The organism is Paenibacillus sp. L3-i20, assembly GCF_022180385.2.
Lineage (GTDB): Bacteria > Bacillota > Bacilli > Paenibacillales > Paenibacillaceae > Pristimantibacillus.
In genome coordinates, this window is the sequence record NZ_BQME02000002.1 from 425,873 (window position 1) to 448,323 (window position 22,451).

General features: G+C 41.7%; 27 protein-coding genes. All 27 read left to right on the plus strand.

The features are described from left to right. The first annotated feature begins 147 nt into the window (after nt 1-147). On the plus strand, nt 148-1,482 hold the full coding sequence (trmFO, locus tag MFF31_RS15255) for an FADH(2)-oxidizing methylenetetrahydrofolate--tRNA-(uracil(54)-C(5))-methyltransferase TrmFO (RefSeq protein ID WP_238192052.1): 1,335 nt from the start codon (nt 148-150) through the stop codon (nt 1,480-1,482). A 186-nt stretch (nt 1,483-1,668) separates the two neighbouring features. Further along, complete coding sequence (gene hslV, locus MFF31_RS15260) at nt 1,669-2,214, plus strand: ATP-dependent protease subunit HslV (protein WP_238188967.1); 546 nt, start codon at nt 1,669-1,671, stop codon at nt 2,212-2,214. A gap of 23 nt (nt 2,215-2,237) precedes the next feature. Then, complete coding sequence (hslU, locus tag MFF31_RS15265; protein WP_238188968.1) at nt 2,238-3,638, plus strand: ATP-dependent protease ATPase subunit HslU; 1,401 nt, start codon at nt 2,238-2,240, stop codon at nt 3,636-3,638. 28 nt (nt 3,639-3,666) lie between these two features. After that, nucleotides 3,667-4,437 carry a GTP-sensing pleiotropic transcriptional regulator CodY gene (gene codY, locus MFF31_RS15270; protein ID WP_238188969.1) on the plus strand — a complete coding sequence of 257 codons (771 nt, stop codon included), beginning with the start codon at nt 3,667-3,669 and terminating at the stop codon, nt 4,435-4,437. 218 nt (nt 4,438-4,655) lie between these two features. Continuing rightward, nucleotides 4,656-5,072, plus strand: coding sequence for a flagellar basal body rod protein FlgB (gene flgB, locus MFF31_RS15275; protein ID WP_238188970.1), 417 nt, complete (start codon nt 4,656-4,658; stop codon nt 5,070-5,072). A 3-nt stretch (nt 5,073-5,075) separates the two neighbouring features. Then, on the plus strand, nt 5,076-5,528 hold the full coding sequence (gene flgC, locus MFF31_RS15280) for a flagellar basal body rod protein FlgC (RefSeq protein ID WP_238188971.1): 453 nt from the start codon (nt 5,076-5,078) through the stop codon (nt 5,526-5,528). 26 nt (nt 5,529-5,554) lie between these two features. Beyond that, entirely contained in the window at nt 5,555-5,860 is a 306-nt protein-coding gene (gene fliE / locus MFF31_RS15285; RefSeq protein ID WP_238188972.1) for a flagellar hook-basal body complex protein FliE, read from the plus strand. A 42-nt stretch (nt 5,861-5,902) separates the two neighbouring features. Then, nucleotides 5,903-7,477 carry a flagellar basal-body MS-ring/collar protein FliF gene (fliF, locus tag MFF31_RS15290; protein ID WP_238188973.1) on the plus strand — a complete coding sequence of 525 codons (1,575 nt, stop codon included), beginning with the start codon at nt 5,903-5,905 and terminating at the stop codon, nt 7,475-7,477. A gap of 23 nt (nt 7,478-7,500) precedes the next feature. Then, nucleotides 7,501-8,502 carry a flagellar motor switch protein FliG gene (gene fliG / locus MFF31_RS15295; RefSeq protein ID WP_375541359.1) on the plus strand — a complete coding sequence of 334 codons (1,002 nt, stop codon included), beginning with the start codon at nt 7,501-7,503 and terminating at the stop codon, nt 8,500-8,502. Then, nucleotides 8,495-9,337, plus strand: coding sequence for a FliH/SctL family protein (locus tag MFF31_RS15300; RefSeq protein ID WP_238188975.1), 843 nt, complete (start codon nt 8,495-8,497; stop codon nt 9,335-9,337). The genes fliG and MFF31_RS15300 overlap by 8 nt, the downstream gene beginning before the upstream one ends. Continuing rightward, nucleotides 9,324-10,649 (plus strand): flagellar protein export ATPase FliI, encoded by a 1,326-nt coding sequence (gene fliI / locus MFF31_RS15305; protein WP_238188976.1) that lies wholly within the window; start codon nt 9,324-9,326, stop codon nt 10,647-10,649. The genes MFF31_RS15300 and fliI overlap by 14 nt, the downstream gene beginning before the upstream one ends. 8 nt (nt 10,650-10,657) lie before the next feature. Next, nucleotides 10,658-11,104 (plus strand): flagellar export protein FliJ, encoded by a 447-nt coding sequence (gene fliJ / locus MFF31_RS15310; protein WP_238188977.1) that lies wholly within the window; start codon nt 10,658-10,660, stop codon nt 11,102-11,104. Nucleotides 11,105-11,132: 28 nt separating this feature from the next. After that, complete coding sequence (locus tag MFF31_RS15315) at nt 11,133-12,044, plus strand: MotE family protein (protein WP_238188978.1); 912 nt, start codon at nt 11,133-11,135, stop codon at nt 12,042-12,044. A 47-nt stretch (nt 12,045-12,091) separates the two neighbouring features. Continuing rightward, on the plus strand, nt 12,092-13,456 hold the full coding sequence (locus MFF31_RS15320) for a flagellar hook-length control protein FliK (protein ID WP_238188979.1): 1,365 nt from the start codon (nt 12,092-12,094) through the stop codon (nt 13,454-13,456). Between the two features lie 42 nt (nt 13,457-13,498). Then, on the plus strand, nt 13,499-14,047 hold the full coding sequence (locus MFF31_RS15325; RefSeq protein ID WP_238188980.1) for a flagellar hook capping FlgD N-terminal domain-containing protein: 549 nt from the start codon (nt 13,499-13,501) through the stop codon (nt 14,045-14,047). Next, nucleotides 14,044-14,430, plus strand: coding sequence for a TIGR02530 family flagellar biosynthesis protein (locus tag MFF31_RS15330; protein WP_238188981.1), 387 nt, complete (start codon nt 14,044-14,046; stop codon nt 14,428-14,430). The genes MFF31_RS15325 and MFF31_RS15330 overlap by 4 nt, the downstream gene beginning before the upstream one ends. A gap of 86 nt (nt 14,431-14,516) precedes the next feature. Continuing rightward, the gene (flgG, locus tag MFF31_RS15335) at nt 14,517-15,329 is read left to right on the plus strand and encodes a flagellar basal body rod protein FlgG (protein WP_238188982.1); all 813 of its coding nucleotides are present in this window, start codon (nt 14,517-14,519) and stop codon (nt 15,327-15,329) included. Between the two features lie 166 nt (nt 15,330-15,495). Beyond that, on the plus strand, nt 15,496-15,723 hold the full coding sequence (locus tag MFF31_RS15340) for a flagellar FlbD family protein (RefSeq protein ID WP_238188983.1): 228 nt from the start codon (nt 15,496-15,498) through the stop codon (nt 15,721-15,723). Continuing rightward, entirely contained in the window at nt 15,720-16,184 is a 465-nt protein-coding gene (locus tag MFF31_RS15345) for a flagellar basal body-associated FliL family protein (RefSeq protein WP_238188984.1), read from the plus strand. The genes MFF31_RS15340 and MFF31_RS15345 overlap by 4 nt, the downstream gene beginning before the upstream one ends. 37 nt (nt 16,185-16,221) lie before the next feature. Then, complete coding sequence (gene fliM, locus MFF31_RS15350) at nt 16,222-17,223, plus strand: flagellar motor switch protein FliM (protein WP_238188985.1); 1,002 nt, start codon at nt 16,222-16,224, stop codon at nt 17,221-17,223. Continuing rightward, nucleotides 17,213-18,445, plus strand: a complete 1,233-nt coding sequence (gene fliY, locus MFF31_RS15355) for a flagellar motor switch phosphatase FliY (RefSeq protein WP_238188986.1) — start codon at nt 17,213-17,215, stop codon at nt 18,443-18,445. The genes fliM and fliY overlap by 11 nt, the downstream gene beginning before the upstream one ends. A gap of 20 nt (nt 18,446-18,465) precedes the next feature. Further along, nucleotides 18,466-18,828 (plus strand): response regulator, encoded by a 363-nt coding sequence (locus tag MFF31_RS15360; RefSeq protein ID WP_238188987.1) that lies wholly within the window; start codon nt 18,466-18,468, stop codon nt 18,826-18,828. 12 nt (nt 18,829-18,840) lie between these two features. Then, nucleotides 18,841-19,488: a flagellar biosynthetic protein FliO gene (locus MFF31_RS15365; RefSeq protein ID WP_238188988.1), complete on the plus strand. Its 648-nt coding sequence runs from the start codon at nt 18,841-18,843 to the stop codon at nt 19,486-19,488. Then, a complete protein-coding gene (fliP, locus tag MFF31_RS15370; RefSeq protein WP_238192054.1) occupies nt 19,478-20,239 on the plus strand; it encodes a flagellar type III secretion system pore protein FliP in 762 nt (253 codons plus the stop codon). Before MFF31_RS15365 ends, fliP begins: the two co-directional genes overlap by 11 nt. A 21-nt stretch (nt 20,240-20,260) precedes the next feature. Then, nucleotides 20,261-20,530 (plus strand): flagellar biosynthesis protein FliQ, encoded by a 270-nt coding sequence (gene fliQ, locus MFF31_RS15375; RefSeq protein WP_238188989.1) that lies wholly within the window; start codon nt 20,261-20,263, stop codon nt 20,528-20,530. Nucleotides 20,531-20,541: 11 nt separating this feature from the next. Then, nucleotides 20,542-21,336 (plus strand): flagellar biosynthetic protein FliR, encoded by a 795-nt coding sequence (fliR, locus tag MFF31_RS15380; protein ID WP_238188990.1) that lies wholly within the window; start codon nt 20,542-20,544, stop codon nt 21,334-21,336. Between the two features lie 12 nt (nt 21,337-21,348). Further along, a complete protein-coding gene (gene flhB / locus MFF31_RS15385) occupies nt 21,349-22,446 on the plus strand; it encodes a flagellar biosynthesis protein FlhB (protein ID WP_238188991.1) in 1,098 nt (365 codons plus the stop codon). Nucleotides 22,447-22,451: the final 5 nt, after the last annotated feature.

The window sequence follows — 22,451 nt, forward strand, 5'->3', positions numbered from 1 at the left end:
AGGGTTTGGGTGGGTTCGAAACTCTTGAGTGTTTGGGTGGGTTCGAAAAGATTTAAAAGCCTTTGAAGGTTTGGTAGTAGCACCTTTGAAGGATTGGGTAGTATTTCCTTATCAAGGTAACGTTAGTATATTCGAAAGGAATGAACCATCATGTCACAACAAAAAGTAACAGTAATCGGAGCAGGACTTGCTGGGAGCGAGGCTGCTTGGCAGATCGCATCTCAGGGCGTGCCCGTTGTATTATATGAAATGCGTCCAGTTAGACAAACACCAGCACATCACACTAATAATTTTGCTGAACTTGTATGCAGCAATAGCCTTCGGGCAAATGGCTTAGCAAACGCAGTTGGTGTTTTAAAGGAAGAGATGAGAAGGCTAGACTCCATCATACTGAGCAGTGCGGATCAACATGCTGTCCCTGCGGGAGGAGCGTTAGCGGTAGATCGCGATGGCTTCTCAGGGGAAGTTACAAGCAGACTTCATAACCATCCGTTAATTGAGGTTAGAAATGAAGAAGTTACTGAAATTCCGACAGATGGTATTGTAGTTATTGCTACAGGTCCACTTACAGCTCCGGATCTTTCAAAGCAAATTCAAGCTTTATTAGGCGAAGAATATTTCTACTTCTATGATGCTGCAGCGCCAATTATCGATAAAGATTCCATTGATATGAGCAAAGTATATCTTGCATCAAGGTATGATAAGGGCGAGGCGGCTTATTTGAATTGCCCGATGACGGAAGAGGAATTCGATGTTTTCTATGAAGCCATTATTACAGCAGAAAAAGCAGAGCTTAAGGAATTCGAAAAAGAAATTTATTTCGAAGGTTGCATGCCGATTGAAGTGATGATGAGTCGCGGTAAGCAAACTGCTCTTTTTGGCCCAATGAAACCGGTTGGTCTTGTTAACCCTCATACTGGGAAGTTACCGCATGCAGTCATTCAATTGCGCCAAGACAACGCAGCAGGAACACTGTATAATATGGTTGGCTTCCAGACTCATTTGAAGTGGGGCGAGCAGAAGCGAGTGTTTTCACTAATTCCTGGTCTTGAGAACGCAGAATTTGTTCGATTCGGTGTAATGCATCGCAACACATTCATTAACTCACCGCGACTGCTAAAACCTACTTATCAGACGCAAGCAAAAGAAACATTGTTTTTTGCTGGTCAAATGACGGGTGTAGAGGGTTATGTAGAATCTGCTGCTTCTGGTCTAATTGCTGGTCTGAACGCTGCTCGATTAGCAAAAGGTCTAGAGCCACTTGTGCTTCCAGAGCAAACAGCTCTTGGCAGTATGGCGCATTATATTACGACTGCTGACTTCAAACATTTTCAACCAATGAATGCTAATTTTGGATTGTTCCCGCCTCTTGAAACTCGAATGCGCAGCAAAAAGGATAAGAACGAAGCAATTGCAAATCGGGCTCTTGAGCAAATCGAGCAATTTAAAAAGGAACATTTGCAGCATTCAGCCGTAAAGTAAACTAGAGAATTTATGTTTAAGCATATTTTATAGAACTAGACATTGCTTAAAGCTAATTTGGCATAGAATTATGTAGCAGGACTAAAAAGTGTTTTTTATGCTTACGTAAGTAAGTTTTAGCTTTGCAAAATTTATGTTTACTTGGATAAGTTTTTGTTTCACAAAAACTTTGGGGGAGGCATCGTAATGGAAATGCAGTTTCATGCTACGACGATATGTGCGGTAAGACATGAGGGTAAGGGTGCTATTGCAGGTGATGGTCAGGTAACGTTCGGTAATAGTATGGTCATGAAGCATCAAGCGAAGAAGGTTAGAAGACTCTATCGTGGTCAAGTTGTTGCGGGATTCGCAGGTTCTGTCGCTGACGCGATTACTCTTTTTGAGAAATTTGAAGCTAAGCTTGAAGAGCATCATGGTAATTTACAACGTGCTGCTGTAGAACTCGCGAAAGACTGGCGTTCAGATCGTATTTTGCGTAAGCTTGAAGCGATGATGCTAGTTATGGATAAGTCAGGGTTGCTGCTTATTTCAGGTAATGGTGAAATTATTGAACCAGATGATGGAATTTTGGCAATCGGCTCTGGTGGCAGCTTTGCGCTTTCGGCAGCTAGAGCACTCAAGCGACATGCTCCTGCTATGGAAGCAAAAGATATGGCACGGTCAGCACTTGAGATTGCAGCAGAAATATGTGTATTTACGAATCATAATATTATTGTTGAAGAAATCGTTTAGATGAAAGCGGAGGCGATTAAATAATGGGACATGATGCACTGACACCGCGCCAGATCGTTGCGGAGCTGGATAAGTATATTGTTGGTCAGAAGGATGCGAAACGATCTGTTGCGGTCGCTCTTCGCAATCGTTATCGCAGAAGCAAGCTCGATGAAACTATACGAGATGAAATCGTACCAAAAAATATTTTGATGATCGGACCTACTGGTGTAGGTAAGACGGAAATTGCACGAAGACTGGCTAAGCTAGTAAAAGCACCATTTGTTAAGCTTGAAGCAACCAAATTCACAGAAGTTGGCTATGTTGGCCGTGATGTGGAGTCGATGGTTAGAGATTTGGTAGAGACAGCTATTCGGATGGTAAAATCCGAAAAGACTGAGCAGGTTAAAGATCGAGCTGAGGCGCTTGCAAATGAGCACATCGTCACTCTATTAGCCCCGTCACCGGTAAAAGCTAAACCTTCCAAAAATCCGTTTGAGATGCTCTTTGGAGGCTCCCAAGAGGAAAAAGAGGAAGAGAAAGACCATGAGCAAGACAATACATTGCAGCAAAAGCGTTCGCAAATTCGCGAGCAGCTAGCAGCAGGTAAGCTGGAAAATGAAATAATCGAGATCGAAGTGGAAGATTCATCACCAAATATGCTTGATATGCTCTCTGGGCAGGGTCCTGAGGGCATGGGAATGAATATGCAGGAGTTATTCGGGCAATTAATGCCGAAGAAGGCCAAAAAGCGTAAGTTGCCAGTGAAAGAAGCACGTAAAGCGCTGATTCAAGAAGAAGCTAATAAACTGATCGATATGGATGACGTTACAACAGAGTCCATTAGACGAGCAGAGCAAAGCGGCATTATTTTTATTGATGAGATTGATAAAATTGCCAGCCCATCACGTGGTTCTGGACCTGACGTATCGAGAGAAGGCGTTCAGCGCGACATACTTCCGATCGTTGAAGGGTCAACTGTTATGACGAAGTATGGACCTGTCAAAACAGATTATGTACTGTTTATTGCTGCTGGCGCTTTTCATATTGCAAAACCTTCGGATCTTATTCCGGAACTACAGGGGCGTTTCCCCATCCGTGTCGAGCTAACGAGTCTTAGCTTGGATGATTTTATTAGTATATTAACAGAGCCAAAAAATGCTCTAACAAAGCAATACACGGCACTGCTCCAAACGGAAGGTATTGAAGTTGAGTTTTCTCCAGAAGCTATTCGTGAGTTAGCATCTATCGCTGCTGATGTAAATCGCAATATGGAAAATATCGGTGCGAGAAGATTGCATACGATACTTGAGAAACTACTTGAGGACTTATCGTTTGAAGCTCCTGAGTTGTCCTTGGAGAAGCTAACGATTACTCCAGAGTATGTTAGGGAGAAGTTAGGTAGTATTGCGCAAGACCGTGATTTAAGTCAATATATCTTGTAGTGGTTATAGTTTTGGGAGGCAATAAGAAATGAGTTTATTAAATAAAACAAGAACGCTAAACCGGTTGCTTCAACGAGCAGCCGGGAAAGCGCTAAGCTTCAGAGAAATGGCTGAGGTGCTCTGTACTACGATGCAAAGCAATGTATTTGTCGTAAGCAGAAGAGGTAAAATTTTGGGTTGTGCAGCAGTTGATGTGTACGATCATGATTATATTCGGACACTATCTGTGGACGAGCTTCGATTTTCTCAGGAAACGAATGCAGGTTTCCTTGAAGCACAAGAATCGATAACGAATGTATCTCCTGATAAAGGGGTGTTCGAATCGTTTTCCAGACTAGGAAATCAAGAAATTATGACAGTTGTTCCGATTATTGGTGGCGGAGACCGATTAGGTACTTTAGTCCTTACAAGGCTTTCGGGCGAGTTCAATGACGATGATTTAATATTAGCTGAATATGGCTCCACCATTGTTGGGATGGAGATTTTAAGAGAACGTACAGAAGAAATTGAGCAAGAGGTACGAAGTCGAGCAGTCGTTTCTGTAGCAGTTGGTTCGTTGTCTTTCAGTGAGCTTGAAGCGGTTGAACACATATTCGAAGAACTGGACGGTAAGGAAGGATTGCTAGTTGCTTCTAAAATTGCCGACCGTGTAGGTATTACCCGTTCTGTTATCGTCAATGCACTCCGGAAACTGGAAAGTGCTGGTGTAATTGAGACAAGATCCCTTGGAATGAAGGGTACTTATATCCGAATATTGAATCATCAGCTTTTGCAGGAGTTAGAAAAAATAAAATCATAGACCTAGGCCTTAAAGACTACGGTAGCCCTATCTTTGAACAAAGATAGGGCTATTTTCTCATTGTAATATTTTAGGTTATTGATGAAGATTATCGAGACAGCATAAATCGACATATTCATCTCATTTTTTTAATAATTTTATGTCGAACAAAGAAGGAATGGGGAACATTCTGTTGAATACGTTAACTTAAGAGACCTAAGCGAAAGTGGTGAAACTACATGAATTTGTTGAATGGCGCAGCATTTAAACGTATGGAATCTGCGGTGTATGCAGCCGAAATGAGGCAACGCGTCATTTCGAACAATGTTGCTAACGCTGAAACGCCGCATTTCAAACGTTCAGAAGTTCTTTTCGAACAATTGCTTGAGCAATCGATGGGAAGTGAAGGGCTAAACAAACTTGCCGGACGAAGAACTGATAGCAGACATATCGAAATAGGAGCTAATGCATCTAAGGTTCCTTTTGCAGAGGTTGTAACCGATGATTCGACCTCAATGAATAACAATCAAAATAACGTCGATGTAGAAAGAGAAATGTCACTTTTGGCAAAAAATCAGTTGAGTTACAACTTCTATATCAAGCAAATCAATCATGATTTAAAGATGCTGCGTACAGGGATTGAAGGGAGAGGTTAGTAAGTGAAGTTGTCAAACGGATTTGATATTAGTGCTTCTGCTTTGACTGCACAGCGAATGCGAATGGATGTTATATCTTCGAATATCGCTAATGCAGAAACTACTCGCGGCAGTTTCGTTAACGGAAAATTTGAGCCTTATAAGCGAAAGCTTGTTGTGCTTGAGCCGATGAACCAGTCTTTCTCTAACGTTCTAGCTAATCAGCTGAACGGCAATCAATCCTCTCAAGGTGTACGAGTATCAAAAATTAAAGAGGATCATACGCCAAGTAAACTCGTTTATAATCCAACGCATCCCGATGCTGATGCGAGTGGTTATGTACATATGCCTAACGTAGATGTAGCTAAGGAAATGGTAGACATGATAGCTGCTTCTCGTTCGTATGAAGCGAATGTAACTGCTATTAATGCAACTAAGGCCTTGTTTTTAAAAGCGCTTGAAATCGGAAGAGCATAATTAAAATTGAAAGCGGAGGAAAGCTGATGATTCAATCGATATCATTGGGCCCAGTAGCCCCTACTAAACTGATCGAGACTAAGCCGATTGAGCAATCAACTCCGGCAGAGTTGACACAAAATTTCAGTCAATTCCTGCAAACAGCGATTGATAATGTCAGTGCGCAAGAAAAAAATGTACATAAGATGAACGATCAATATTTGGTTGGCAAGGTAGATGTTACGCAAGTTCTTTTAGCTTCAGAACAAGCCCATCTTAGTTTGCAGCTTACCTCACAAGTCCGCAATAAGGTCGTAGAGGCGTACCAGGAAATAATGCGGATGCAAATTTAAACGTACTTTTTTCTTAGCATAGAATTTGGGTGAGGTGACAATGTGAACGAGAGATTCGCCCAGTATAGCGATCGGCTCAAAAATTTTTGGGGCCAGATGGGCAGAAAACAAAAAATATGGTTGGGGGCATCTATTAGTGGAATATTGTTGACAATTATATTGTTGACAATCGTGTTCACCAGAACGGAATATGAACTGGCTTTTCAAAATCTAGACGCAACTGACGCTGCTGCTGTAATGACATATTTGGACGGCAACAGCATTCCATATGAACTAAGTGCAGGTGGGACTAGCATTATGGTTCCTAGCACAGAAGCATCGCGAGTGAAAGTAGATGTAGGATCTCAAGGACTTGTTCAAAATGGTTCTATCGGTTTTGAAGTATTCAGCTCTAATTCTTCCCAGTTAGGTACAACCGAAAATGAATTTAATGTCATCTATCAAAATGCTTTAAATGGAGAAGTTCAAAAGCTATTAAATGGACTTAAAGGTGTAGAAGGTTCTAAAGTGCTTATTAATTCTCCTGAGGAAAGTGTTTTCTTAACAACCGAAGATGCTCCACAAGCTTCTGCAGCAATCGTAATGAAGTTTGAACCTGGCTTCCGTCCTACACAAAAGGATATCGACGGTTACTACAACTTGGTACAAGCCACCGTCGCTGATCTTGCGATTAAAGACATTACGATTTCAAGCACTCAACATGGTGAACTAGTTTCATCAGAAAGAGGCGGGATAGCATCAGGTAATGCAGACGTTGTTGATATGCAGTTTCAAATTCAGAAGAAGTATGAGTCTGAACTTGAGAAAAACATTCAAGGATTTCTCGGACCAATCGTTGGATCGGACAATCTTGTAGTAAGCGTATCAAGCAGCATGAACTTTGATAAAAAGCTTAGTCAAGAAAATCTGGTATTGCCTCTTGAAAATAATAACAACAACGGAATTTTGCTCAGCGAAGAATCAAACAATAGTTCGTCAACTGGATCTTCCGGACAAGCTGGTGGCGTCGCGGGAACTGGTGAAACGGATATTCCTGGTTATGATGCTTCTGGTCAAGAGAATAGTACTTCCGAAACAAGTTCTCAAATTAAAAACTATGAAGTAAACAGAATTAACAACAGTATCGAATCCGGGCCTTTTGTCCTAAAAGATCTCTCTATTAGTATCGGCATAGAGGCTGCAGAATTGAATGATGAAGCGAGCCGTACCGCTGTTATGAATTATTTAACAACATTGGTACGATCTCAACTGGCTGATTCGGGTCAAGATGTAAGCGACGATGCAGTTATTAATAAAAAAGTATCGTTGATCGCTCGTACATTCGCAGAGAACCCTTCAGCGGCATCCGCAAATGGAATTTCTCTACCATGGGTAATTGGTATTGGTATCGCAGTACTAGCTTTGATCGGCGGACTAATCTTCATGTTAGTTCGTAAACGGAAGCAACAAGAGATCGAAAGTATTGAACTTGTTAGTCCTTCAAAAGTTGAATATCCAACGCTTGATTTGGAAAGTGTCAACAACGATAGTCAAGCCCGTAAAAATCTTGAAACACTTGCCAAACGGAAACCTGACGAATTCGTCAATCTTCTTCGCACCTGGCTTGTGGACGAATAGAGGTGTTCTAATTGTCAAAAGCGATGCAAGGATTATCGGGACGCCAAAAGGCAGCAATTTTGTTAATTACGTTAGGTCCTGAAGTGTCTGCTCAAATCTTCAAGCATTTGCGCGACGAAGAAATTGAACAGCTTACACTCGAAATTGCAAATGTTCGAAAAGTGGATAGCCAAGATAGAGAAGTAATATTAAGTGAGTTTCATCAAATCTGTATTGCACAGGAATATATTTCGCAGGGTGGTATCTCTTATGCGAAAGAAATTCTTGAAAAGGCGCTTGGTGAAACGAAAGCTCTCGATGTAATAAATCGCTTGACTGCTACCCTACAAGTTAGACCGTTTGATTTCGCTAGAAAAGCGGAACCAACTCAGATTTTAAACTTTATTCAGAATGAAAATTCTCAAACAATTGCACTTGTATTATCTTATCTTCAATCCGAGCAATCATCGCAAATATTGTCTTCACTGCCTCAGGATAAACAAGCTGATGTAGCTAGAAGAATTGCTTTGATGGATAGTACATCTCCTGAAGTTATTTCACAGGTTGAGCGAGTACTGGAACAAAAACTGTCAGCGACGGTTACACAGGATTACACAAATGCAGGCGGTATAGATTCCATTGTACAGATCCTAAATGGCGTCGATCGCGGTACGGAACGTACTATTTTGGATGCGCTTGAGATTCAAGATCCTGAGTTGGCTGAAGAAATTAAAAAACGGATGTTCGTATTCGAGGATATTGTCAATATCGACAATCGTTCCATTCAACGCATTATTCGCGATATCGAAAATGCAGATCTACAACTTGCACTCAAAGTGGCAAGCGAAGAAGTTCGTGAAGCTATTTTCCGCAACATGTCGAAGAGAATGGCAGAAACGTTCAAAGAAGAAATGGAATTTATGGGACCAGTCAGGTTGCGTGATGTGGAAGAAGCTCAGACGAGAATCGTTGCTACTATCCGTAGGTTAGAAGAGTCGGGTGAAATTATAATCGCACGCGGCGGAGGAGATGATATCATTGTCTAATTTGATAAAATCATCCAGCGTTGTGCCGATTGATCAATTTAAACGACTACAATGGTCCAATCCTTATGTGATCCAAACGAGTGAAGAAGCAAATTATCATGTCGAAGCTGAAATACTCGGTCCGGATGAAGAAACCATTTCGCTCAGGGATCAAATATTGGAAGATGCTCAAGCTTTTGCTGCAAATCAATTGCTCGAATCCACTCAAGAATGTGAGCGGATGATATCCGAAGCAGGGCAGCAAATTGATGTTTGGTGGCTCGAGAAACGTGCCGAAGATGAAATGGCTGCCGCAGAAGCGAAACAAGCTGGCTATGAGCTTGGGTATGCTGAAGGTTCGGCTCAGTCAATAGCAGAACTACAAGAAGCATGGCAATCGAAGCTGGCAGAAGCTTCGGATGTGCTCAAACAAGCCTATGCAATGCGTGAACAAATCATCCATGAAGCAGAACCGTTTTTAGTTGATCTCAGTTGCGCAATAACTGAAAAAATAATCGGTCAACAATTGGCATCAGCACCAGAAATGGCAATTGAGTTGATCAAAAAATCGCTTTCCAGAAGAAGAGAACAAGGCGTTATAACGTTATGTGTAGCACCTTCACAGCTAGCTTTCGTGCAAGCTGCAAGAGAAGAGCTTCAAACAACGATAGATTCGCAAGCCGAATTGCAAATATTGCCCGATTCTACAGTCAAGGACAGCGGATGTGTTATACGATCAGTATTTGGCAGCATAGATGCTCGAATTGACACTCAGCTTTCGGAAATTAAACGTGAACTTATTCAACTCGCTCACCAAAGCAGCGAGGAAAGAGGGAACACGAATGAGTTCGAATAAGCTGGATGTAAACAAGTATTTGGAGCAGCTGAGACCACTTGATCCAATTCGCGTGAATGGTAAAGTAACACAGGTCATTGGTTTGACGGTTGAATCCGAAGGACCGGATGCAAGCATTGGTGATCTTTGTTACATCTATCCTTCAAAGGGAGCTAAACCCCTTAAAGCAGAAGTAGTCGGCTTCCGCAATAATAAAGTTATACTAATGCCGCTTGGTGATCTGCATGCTATCAGTCCCGGTTGTGACGTCGTAGGTACAGGGAAACCGTTAACAATACAGGTTGGTTCTGAGTTGCTAGGTAAAGTGCTTGATGGCCTCGGAAATCCGCTCGATGGATCATACCTGCCTAGCCGGATGCAACATTATTCAACTCATAATGAACCTAGTAATCCGTTAAATCGTCCTAGAGTAACAGATCCACTCAGCATTGGAGTTCGAGCAATCGATGGACTGTTGACAGTAGGCCAAGGTCAGCGGGTAGGTATTTTTGCAGGTTCTGGTGTTGGTAAAAGTACGCTGCTAGGCATGATTGCTAGAAACACTTCTGCTGATGTAAATGTTATCGCTCTAATCGGTGAGCGTGGCAGAGAGGTGCTAGAGTTTATCGAAAAGGACTTAGGCCCAGAAGGACTTGCCCGATCTGTAGTTATTGTTGCTACATCTGATCAGCCTGCACTAATTCGTATGAAGGGCGCTTTAATTGCCACAACAATTGCTGAATATTTCCGTGATCGCGGCTTAAACGTCATGCTTATGATGGATTCCGTCACACGATATGCAATGGCGCTTCGCGAAGTAGGACTTGCGATCGGAGAACCGCCAGCTACTAGGGGCTATACGCCATCCGTGTTCGCTGCACTGCCTAAATTACTTGAGAGAGCGGGAACAGGAACAGCAGGTTCGATCACTGCCTTTTATACAGTGCTTGTTGATGGTGATGATATGAATGAACCAATTGCTGACGCTGTTCGCGGTATATTGGACGGTCATATCGTACTTAGCAGACATTTGGCACATAAAGGACATTTCCCAGCCATTGATGTGTTGGCTTCTGTAAGTCGAGTAATGAAAGAAATCGTAACGGACGAGCAGCAAGATGCAGCGAATGAATTAAAGCGACTTCTTGCTATATATAAAGATTCGGAAGATCTTATCAATATTGGGGCGTATCAGCAAGGTTCAAACAAAGAAATTGATCTTGCTATCCAATATATTGATAGCATCCTTTCATTTGCTAAGCAGAAGACAACAGAAAAAGTAGGATTAGCCGAAACTCAGGAACGATTAATAAATGAATTTTATAGGAGTTGAGTTTATAAGTGGCGTCCTTTCATTATTCATTCCAAAAAGTTGTTGATCTGAAGACAAGTCAAAAGACACAAGCAGAGTGGCTGTTATCAACGGCATTAAGCTTATTGTCAACAGAAGAGCAATCACTTCAACAGCTACAGGAAACGAAGCAAACTTGGGAGCAAAAGCTTCAAGATGCCTCTAAGGAAGCAATTTCGTTATCAGAGCTGCAAGTTATTGGGCATTATATCGATCATCTTCAAACCTGTATTGAAAACAAAATGAAAGATGTTATACAGGCTAAAAGAGTAGTAGATAGTAATCGCTCAAAGCTTGCAGATAAGGTAATGGACGAAAAAGTTTGGCTCAAATCGAAAGACAATGCGTTAGATCGTTTTAAACAAGCGCTCCAATTAAAGGAGCAGAACGATCTTGATGAAATGGCAACTGTCCGCTTTATGATGCCAACATCTTAATGAAATGTATTGCCCGCTAGAGGAGTGAATGGAATTGGCAGATACAGGTTATGAAAAACAAGGTTATAGCGGTTTTGAACGATTTATGTTCATGATGGTGCCAATCATATTCGTCATTGTGTTGCTTCTCGTTCTGCTATCACTATTTGATGTTGATTTCCGTAATCAAGCTCTGCAATTAGGCCAATCCGTACCTGTATTAAAGAACGTATTGCCTGAGCCAAAGGTTGCAGGTAACTCCATGGATGATAATGGAATTAGATCGATCAAAATGACGGAGAAGATTAAAGAGCTTGAAACTGAACTGGCAGCAGTGAAGTCAGAGCTTGCAGCAGCTAATTCAACAACAGATTCTCAATCGCAGGCTGTAAAGGGACTACAAGATGAGAATGCAACCCTCAAAAAGCTAAATGAGGATAAGCAACTTGATAGTGAGCAATATAGTGCGAAAATTACCGAACTCGCAAGTATGTTTTCAAAAATGACACCAGGTAAAGCTGCACCAATCGTGCAGAACATGGAAATGGATGAAGTTGTGCTACTATTCTCATCGATGCGTCCAGATGACCGTGTCCGTATTATGGAAAAAATGGACCCCAAAATTGCTGCTGACGCAACTATGAAGATGAAAGATAGTGAAAGCGTGAAGGATATGCAAATTGCTGCACTTCAGGCTCGTTTGGACAAGGAAGAGGTCAATAATAACAAACCTGTTTCTTCTACACTGGATCCCGATCAGTTAAGTGCCACATTCTCTGCAATGGATGCAAAAAGTGCTGGGGAAATGTTAATCAAGATGATGGATATTAGCCCAAGCAAAGTACTGCGCATTCTAAATTCGGTAAATGACGCGACTCGTTCTTCCATTTTGACGGAAATGTCAAATATTGATGAAGCTGCAACAGCGAACATAATGACTAAGCTAATGTCAGGGACATAAACGAATCTATTCGTTTTAATCGTTTAGGAGAGGAGGTGAAAATAGACATGGTTATTCCAACAACGGCAGCTTCTGGACAGACAACGACAAGTAGTTCGGTTGCTGGTTCAAAACAAGGAGCAGGAGCTGCGGGTGATTTCCAGCAAACATTAGTGCAACAAATCGTCGGTGGTACAGGTGCTGATCAACAATTAAGTGAATCCGCTACTCCAGTTGCAGTCATTACTCAATTAGGAGCGCTAATCACACTTAATGAAGACAATTCAGAATTAGTTGCTGAAGATGTCCTAACGATGATTGACGGTCTTGTGGATAGCTTAGTAGCAACCGAGGGTGATGGATCTTTAGCAAATGAACTAAAGGTAGAGGATCTTCTAGCGAATTTGGAGCAGTTAAACGCATTACTTGCTCTGTTAGGTATACCTTTGCCAAAACAGGAACTGACTTCAACACCGTTAACGGAGGGAAGCACTGACCCAGATCAATTAGAGATAACAGCGACGGCAGTTAGGTCAGCTCTTCAAAATGGTTTGCTACAGCTTCAGGCAGTAATGCAACAAGGTCCGCTCAAACAAGTGCAAGGTCAAGAACCGTTATCGTTGATTGCGGGGCAACTTCAAGTGTTAGCATCCGCATTAGCTGAAGATGGAGATGTTCAAGAGAGTAGATCTTCTAAATCAACAGAAACCGCTCCAACTTGGCTTAATGTTCAGTCGACAACGACAAAAGATATCGGAGCTCACCTCCAGCGATTGTCACAGCAGGCGGTGCATCCTTCATTATTTAATGTTGCTTCTACTGCAGCAACGAATCAACCTATTGCAGAGCAAGGGGCAACAGGAGGAAGTGCGGATTTGACTACAGCACCTCCCGTTTCGTTCGTCATACCTGACAATGCACGTGAATTCACACCGATTCTAGCGAAGACGACAGCAACAACTGAATTTGTTCTGGCAGATAATTTTGCAGAAACGATGAATGGTCTAATCGTTCAGAAATTCGATATTCGTACATTGAATGGTTTCTCAGAAGCGAAGTTAATATTGTTCCCTGAACAATTAGGACAAGTGGATGTGAAAATTTCGATGCAAAACGGGTTGCTTACAGCTGTGTTCCAAGCCGACACAGCAATGGCTAAAGATTTGTTAGACAATCAAATGGCTCAACTAAGAGCTTCATTGCAAGCACAAGGATTAACTGTCGATAAACTGGAGGTTACTCAAAGCCACTCAGCGTCAGAATTGACACATCAGCATCCCGGACAAGGGAATCAAGGACAGCAATCATCTGGAAATCGCCAAGGTTTTAAAGATGATCAAACAGTGAGGGATTCTGCTTTTGAGAGCGAAATGGTAGAACAAGCTGTAATCCATGGTCTTGGCTACGGTCGAACAATTAATGAAACAGCTTAATCAACATTTTCCTTTAACATCGTTGATCGGAGGTGAATAGAAATGGCAGAAAGTGTATCCAATAAAAAAGTCGTTTGGCCGAGCTATGATAAAAATAATGTACAAGCAGCTGCCAAAAGGCAACCATCAGACACTCTCGGCAAAGATCAGTTTCTATCGATATTAGTTACTCAATTGCGAAATCAAGATCCGATGCAGCCAATGCAGGATAAAGATTTTATTGCACAGATGGCTCAATTTACTTCTGTAGAGCAGTTGGTGAATATGTCAGCGGAGCTATCACGAATGCGTCAGAGTATTGGATCTGCATCCAGTCTAATTGGCAAGTGGGTTCAATGGAATGAATACGATGACAAAGGTGCAGTAACTTCTCATACTGGCGTAGCAGACTCCATCATTTCGAAGGATGGTCTATTGTTTGCAAAAGTGGGTGCTAAAGAAATCGCACTTGATTATGTCGTTTCGATATCAGAAACAGAACCAAAACCAACAGAACCAAAACCAACAGAACCAAAACCAACAGAACCAGTTAAACCAGAAGATAATACTGGTGAAGGAGCTGGAACGCCGGAAGAGGTGGAGACACCATGAGCGACAGTATGAAAATCGGTCATTTGTTTCCTATCAAAACCACGCCATTACAGCTTGATAAGAATGTAAAAGGATCTCTCGGACGTGCACCACAGTCAACAGAATTCAGAGATTTGCTGGATTCCAAAGTGTTGAAGTTCAGTCATCATGCAGAAGTTCGTATGGAGCAAAGAGGAATAACGCTTCAACCGGAATCGTTATCACAAATTATGAAAGCTGTAGATGATGCTGCTTCCAAAGGTGCAAAAGATTCTCTTATCGTGTTTAAGGATATTGCGATGATTGTAAATGTTCCAAGTCGTACAGTAGTAACAGCAATGGACGGCAAACAAATGCAAAGCAATGTGTTTACGAAGATTGACAGTGCGATTATATTATCCTAAGGCTGGACCTACTTGGGAGCCTTAAGTTGTGGACCGACTGAAGCAACTAATAATTGTGAACCTAACTAATTGGAGGAATTGAAACCATGTTAAGATCGATGTATTCCGGCGTGTCCGGCATGAGAGGGTTTCAAACTAAGCTTGACGTAATCGGTAACAACATTGCTAACGTTAATACAGTCGGCTTTAAAGCGGGTCGTGTTATGTTCCAAGATATTTTGAGTCAAACGGTTTCAGGTGTTACAGCTCCTGAAGAAGGAGTACGTGGAGGAGTAAATGCGAAGCAGGTTGGTCTTGGTGTATCCATTGGTTCAATTGATACGATACATACACCAGGCAGTGCGATGACTACAAACCAATCAACCGATTTACGTATCGATGGTGACGGATTTTTTGTAGTTTCAGCTGGCGACGGTACTGAACAAATGTTAACACGTGCAGGTAATTTTACACTGGATGCTTCCAGACAACTTGTAAACGGTGATGGACTGTTTGTTCTTGCACAAGGTGGAGAACCAATTGTGCTTGATGAAGCAGTTACTTCGTTTAGTATAAGCCAAAACGGTACAATTATTGGTGTTACAGCTGATGGTCAAGTCGAAGTTGCACAGCTTGGCATCGCTAAAGTTGTTAACCCAAGCGGATTGGAAAAGCTTGGTGGCAACTTGTATCGTATGACAGTGAATGCGAATCCAGAAGGAGAATTTGAGCTATTGACTGCAAATGATCCAGAATCCGGCACAGGCGCAATCATTGCTGGGCAACTTGAGATGTCAAATGTGGATTTGACAGCCGAGTTTACAGAGATGATCGTAGCACAGCGTGGCTTCCAAGCGAACTCCAGAATTATTACAACTTCGGATGAAATATTGCAAGAGGTTGTGAATCTGAAACGTTAATAGTTTCAAAGTAAATTAAGGGCAAACGACTAACTCGTCCTTTGGAGGTTAGCTATCGTTTCGCAGAGAAATATATGCCATTTATAAGATAAATAAACTTATAAATTCTTATATTTTAATAAACGGGAGGCGTTCTGCCTCCCCTACAAGCAAAGGGGGGTAGCTGATGATTACCGTAACGCGTTTAAATGGATCTAAAGTAACAATTAATGCTCTTCTTATTGAAATGATTGAAGAATCTGCTGATACGGTTGTAACGCTAACTACAGGTAAGAAGCTGGTGGTTAAAGAAAAAACCCCTGAGCTAGTCTTACTGAATCAGAAGTATCTTCAAGCAATTGGCCTCGTTGCAGCGGCCCAGATGAGTGAACAAACGGGGGGGCCTTCAACATGAAGAAGATGTTGCCGTGGTTAATAACTATATTACTATCGATTACGCTCATAGCCATTGTAGCTATTATTTTGTTTAGATCGCTGTTTAATGATAACGCTGGTGAAAAAGAAGCAAAAGAACCAGTAAAAATTGAAGTGCTTTCAGCAAAAGAACGTGTGGAAGTTACTTCTGAGCTGAAAGAATTCCGTCGTAACCTTAAGGATCCTGAGTATGTTGTTATTATGAACTTTGCTTTCCAATTGGATAACAAGAAAACGAAAGCGGATTTCGACCAATTGCTAGAGATTGAAATAAAACCAATCATTAGTCGCACAATTGCTGATATGACAGCTGAGGAGCTTAACGGTTCTAAAGGTGAAGACGCACTTGAGTCCAAGTTGCTTAATCTAATTAATCCTGCTATACCAAAAGGGAAATTAGTCAAAGTAGAAATTACGGATTTTATCATTTCTGAACTATAACTAATACGAGCGATATTCCTCGAAGGAGGTGAGAAAATTGGTTGATGTATTATCGCAGAACGAAATTGACGCCCTGCTCGCAGCATTAGACTCTGGTGAGATGGATGCAGAAGATTTAAAAAAGGAAGAGATATCGCGTAAGGTAAGTGTGTATGACTTCAAGCGTGCAGTTCGTTTCTCGAAGGATCATATTCGAAGTTTAACTCGCATTCACGAAAACTTCGCGCGATATTTAACAACCTATTTCTCAGCGCAACTTCGTACTTTTGTTCAAATCAATGTCGTCGATGTAGAACAACTGCCGTATGACGAGTTCATACGTTCAATTCCCAAAATGACGATATTAAACATTTTTGAGGCAGAACCGTTAGAAGGCCGGATGGTGCTTGAAGTACATCCTAACGTTGCTTATGCCATGTTAGATCGCATGTTGGGCGGACAAGGTGTTGCTCCTTCGAAAATTAATAACCTGACAGAAATCGAAACGACCGTTATGGAACGTATATTTGCTAGAACTTTTGATAGCTTGCAAGAAGCGTGGAAGACGATCATTGATATTTCGCCTAGACTAGAAGCGCTTGAGACGAATCCGCAGTTTATGCAGATCGTATCACCGAATGAAACGATAGCGCTAATATCCTTCAGCACAAAAATTGGAGATACAACAGGTATGATCAACTTATGTATCCCGCATGTCGTGCTGGAACCGATTATGCCAAGATTGTCCGTCCATCACTGGTTTGTTTCACAGAAGAAGGAACGTATTCCCGAAGAGGTTGAAATTCTGGAACAGCGCGTCAATAAAGCAAGGCTGCCTATCGTTGCCGAGCTAGGTGAAACTTCCATTACGATCAGTGAGTTTCTATCCTTGAGCGCAGGCGATGTTCTTACACTGAATAAGCCAGTAGATGAAGGACTGAAAATAAAAGTTGGAGAAAAGCTTAAGTTCATTGGTAGCCCGGGCTCTGTTAGAGACAAGCTTGCTATACAGGTGGACGAGATTGTAACCGAAGGAGCGGAAGAAGATTATGATGAGTAAAGACTATTTGTCACAGGAGGAAATTGATGCGTTGCTTCGTCAGTCCTCCAATGAGATAGATGAGGTCCAACAACCAGCAAATGAGGTTCAACTGTCTGATTTTTTATCTTCCATAGAACAAGATGCTCTTGGTGAGATTGGAAACATTACATTCGGAAGCGCGGCAACTGCATTATCGACATTGCTGGGCAAAAAGGTAGATATTACAACGCCGCAAGTAACGCTTGTACGACGTGATGAACTTGCTGATATTTTCCCTAAGCCGCATGTAGCAGTTAGCGTTCAATATGTAGATGGTTTCGAAGGAATCAATTCCCTCGTCATCCGAACAAAAGATGCGCAAATTATTGCAGATTTGATGCTTGGCGGCGAAGGTGATGTCACTCTGGAAGAACTGAATGAGATACATATCAGTGCTGTACAAGAAGCGATGAATCAGATGATGGGCTCATCAGCAACGTCTATGTCTACTATTTTTAATAGATTCGTAAACATTTCACCACCAGGAATTGATATTTTGGATGTGAATAATGGCGACGGTATGGGGCATTTACCACCGGTTGACGTATTTATTAAAATATCTTTCCATTTAACGATTGGTGATCTAATAGACTCAACCATCATGCAGTTGTTGCCTGTCTCCTTTGCGAAACAAATGGTATCGACTCTAATGGGCGAAAGTGGAATGGATGATGTGTCTGCTCCTGTACAGCAAACACATGCAGTAGCAGAGCAGCAAGCGGCTGTGCAACAATCAGCTGCAACAATAGCTCCTCCTCCACAAATGCCGACGCAAATGTATTCACAACCGCCAATGGGACATGGATCTCCAGCGGCATCGTTTGACCAACATATGGGGCATCCAGCACAAGGAGGATTCTCACAAAATGTCAATCGAAACGTAAATGTTCAACCGGTCCAATTTGCTAATTTCAACAATGCTCCAGAAGTGGTTACAGAAGGTACTAATCTCAATTTATTACTCGACATACCGCTTAAGGTCACTGTAGAATTAGGGAGGACCCAGAAGCAAATCAAAGATATTCTTGAGCTTTCGCAAGGTTCGATCATTGAGCTGGACAAGCTCGCAGGCGAACCGGTAGACATTCTGGTCAACAATAAACTTATTGCCAAAGGCGAGGTTGTTGTTATAGATGAGAACTTCGGTGTACGCGTCACAGATATCGTAAGTCAATGGGACCGCATTCAAAAATTACAATAACATCCTAGGAGGAAATGATGATGGCAAACCGCATTCTGATTGTAGATGACGCAGCTTTTATGCGTATGATGATACGCGATATTTTATCAAAGAACGGATATGAAGTAGTAGGTGAAGCACAAGATGGTGCTCAAGCAATAGAGAGATTTAAAGAGCTTAAGCCTGACCTTATTACGATGGACATTACAATGCCTGAGATGGATGGCATTTCGGCACTGAAAGAAATTAAAAAAATTGATGCAAATGCTAAAGTTATTATGTGCTCTGCTATGGGTCAACAAGCGATGGTAATTGACGCTATTCAAGCGGGTGCAAAAGACTTTATCGTAAAGCCATTCCAAGCAGATCGTGTTATTGAAGCGATCAAGAAGACTCTTGGATAGTCGATATCTGCTATGAGTAGATCAAGCGTACGAATGATGTTATTAACTGCTACTGGGTTTGGAGTTATGCCGATTGTTGCTGCTGCTGATCCCAGCGGCAGCGCTATTATCAACGATGAGAAGCCCATTCCAATCTCGAACACAAATCCGGGTGAATTATTAGGAAATATGGTATGGGTTATGGTGGCGCTCGCAATCGTCATCGTACTTATACTGTATGTAATCAAATGGCTCTCCAAACGTAATCAACTTTGGGGTGTTAATCGCTCGATGCGTTCGCTTGGAGGTATTTCTTTAGGTCAGAATAGTTCCTTACAGGTTGTAGAAATAGCTGATCGCATTTATATCGTAGGTGTCGGTCAAACGATCACATTACTCGATAAGCTCGATAACCCTGACGATGTTGAAGCGGTATTAGCTTCGCTCGATCGTCAACCAGAAAACGTATGGAATGCCAAGGATTTAACTGGTTTGATTAAGAAGTGGCGCAATCGAACCAATACACAAACGGAGACAAGCAGCGAACAGTGGAATAGCCCCTCATCCTTTCAGCAAATGCTTGATAGCAAGCTGAGCAAAGGGGCAGACCGTAAGAAGCAGCTTGAATCTTTACTCCAAGATCATACTAAGAATGAACGGTTGATGGATGATGAGAAATAAGAAGTGGCTTTCCTTTTTCGCTGTATTGCTGCTATCCATACTGCTTCATACGCAAGCATTTGCCGAACCCTTACCCGATATTTCAATTAATATAGGTGATAGTGGGGGAGAGGGAGAAAAGCCTGGAACAAGCGCCTTGTCTCTATTGCTGTTAATAACAGTTTTAAGTATAGCACCGGCGATATTGGTGTTAATGACAAGTTTTACCCGAATCGTTATCGTGCTTGGGTTTGTAAGAACATCACTAGGAACACAGATGATGCCGCCTAACCAGGTGCTAATAGGTCTTGCACTATTTCTTACATTGTTTATTATGGCACCAACCTTTAGTCAAGTGAACGAAGTTGCTTTGCAGCCCTATATAAAGGGTGAATTATCGCAAACAGAGGCTTTTGAGAAGGCAGCAGTTCCAATGAAAAAGTTTATGTTTTCTCATACGAGGGAAAAAGATCTATTATTGTTTATGAATTACACGAAAACGGAAAAACCTTCTTCATATGAAGATATCCCGCTAACCGTGCTCATTCCCGCCTATGCGATTAGTGAGCTTAAGACGGCATTTCAGATGGGCTTTATGATCTTCATTCCTTTCTTGGTCATTGACATGATTGTATCGAGTACGTTGATGGCGATGGGGATGATGATGCTACCGCCGATCATGATTTCGTTGCCATTTAAGTTACTCCTATTCGTTTTAGTGGATGGATGGTATTTAATAGTAAAGTCATTGCTGCTAAGTTTCAGCACATGATGATAGCAGGAGGTAACGAGGATGAGTGCTGATTTTGTCATCGGAATAGCCGGCGAAGCTATCTATGTAGTATTAAAAGCTAGTGCCCCGATGCTCGTTCTTGCTCTGGTAGTTGGTTTAATAATAAGTGTATTTCAAGCGACAACTCAGATTCAGGAGCAGACGCTAGCTTTTGTGCCGAAGATTGTAGCAGTTTTTTTATCAATTATTGTTTTTGGACCATGGATTCTAAATACGGTTGTCGACTTCACCTACAATCTGCTGAACAATCTTCATAATTATATCGGTTAGGTTGTGAGCAGATGGATGCAATCGTACAAGGTTTTCCTATTTTTTTGCTTATCTTTTGTCGAATAACTGCGTTTTTCGTCGTAGCACCTGTTTTTTCGTCACAAGGCGTGCCGGGTACGTTCAAAATTGGTCTCGGCTTCTTTATTTCATTTATTGTATTTCTCACCTATGGAATAGGCCAGACAATGGTAACAGATGTGACGTATTTGATAGTCGTTCTGAGAGAAGTAATGATAGGACTCACAATAGGATTTGTAGTTTACTTGTTTTTTGCAGTTGTACAGACAGCAGGTTCACTTATGGATCTTCAGATCGGATTTGCGATGGCGAATGTAGTTGATCCTCATACTGGAGCCTCCGCGGCACTAATAGGAAATTTCAAATACATGTTAATGCTTGTCGTGTTTCTGAGCATGAATGGACATCATTATATGTTGACCGCTTTGATGGACAGCTACCAATGGATACCTTTGTCAAACGATTTCTTCAGTCGAATAATGAGCGGGGGAGTAACTGATTTCCTAACTAGGACGGTAAGCAATACGTTTCTTCTAGCTCTACAGGTTGCTGCTCCTTTAGTTGTAGCGATGTTTCTGACTGATTTAGGACTTGGTTTCCTGACGAAGACGGCTCCTCAGTTTAACGTTTTTGTAATTGGTATACCGCTAAAAATATTAATCGGTCTGTTTTTACTCATTCTACTTTTGCCAGGTATGGCAATGTTGTTTGATAAACTGTTTTCCATTATGTTTGAGTCCTTGGAGCAGTTGTTTGGAGTCGTACAGGGACCGCCTGAAGGGCAATAGGAGGCTGTTTTCGTGCGTACGTATCGCTTTGAGCTAGATTTGCAGCTGTTCAATCAGGAGAAGACAGAAAAAGCGACTCCTAAAAAACGTGAAGATTCAAGAAAAAAGGGGCAAGTCGCCAAATCGCAAGATTTGGCTGGCTCAGTAATATTGTTATTTGTTTTTGCCTCTTTTAGCATGTTAGGAGATTTTTATAAAAAACGAATAAATGGTATGTTCGGCGGTTTGTTTCATGATTGGCTTACAATGGAGCTTACAGCAGGGAATGTAATGGAATTGTTCGTTAACATTACAATAGAAATGCTGATCATGCTGACACCTATTTTCGCAATTATTATGATTGTTGGTGTCATAGGAAATGTCATTCAATTCGGCTTTTTATTAACAGGCGAGCCGCTTAAGATGCAATTGAATAAGTTGAACCCAATCGAGGGGTTCAAACGAATATTTTCAATGAGAAGTTTAGCAGAGTTTTTTAAAAGTATTTTGAAAGTTACCATTATCGCCATTTTAGTTTATATTGCACTCATTCGTGAATGGAAGAACATACTTGTTCTTTCTAGTCAGCCGATTGAAGCAATCTTTGCCTTTACAGCTGACTTAACAGTAAGTTTAGGAATAGAGATTGGGGCAGTACTGACCGTCCTTGCTTTTCTAGACTTTCTTTATCAGAAGTATGAACATGAAAAAAGTATAAGGATGTCCAAGCAAGATATAAAGGATGAATATAAAAAATCAGATGGTGATCCCATCATCAAGGGACGTATCCGTGAGCGTCAACGGAAAATGGCTCTGCAACGGATGATGCAGGATGTCCCGAAGGCCGATGTCGTCATTACGAACCCAACACACTTTGCCATAGCGCTTAAATATGACGCTTCGAAGATGGAGGCACCAACCATTTTGGCAAAAGGAATGGATCATGTAGCTTTGCGAATTAGGGAAGTTGCAAAGGAAAACGGCGTCTTAACGATGGAAAACAAGCCGCTTGCCAGAGCGCTTTATGAGCGAGCCGAGATCGGAGATGTAATACCGGGGGACTTGTTCCAAGCTGTGGCGGAAGTGTTGGCATATGTATATAAGATGAAAGGACGCACTAAAAGGTCCTAAATTGT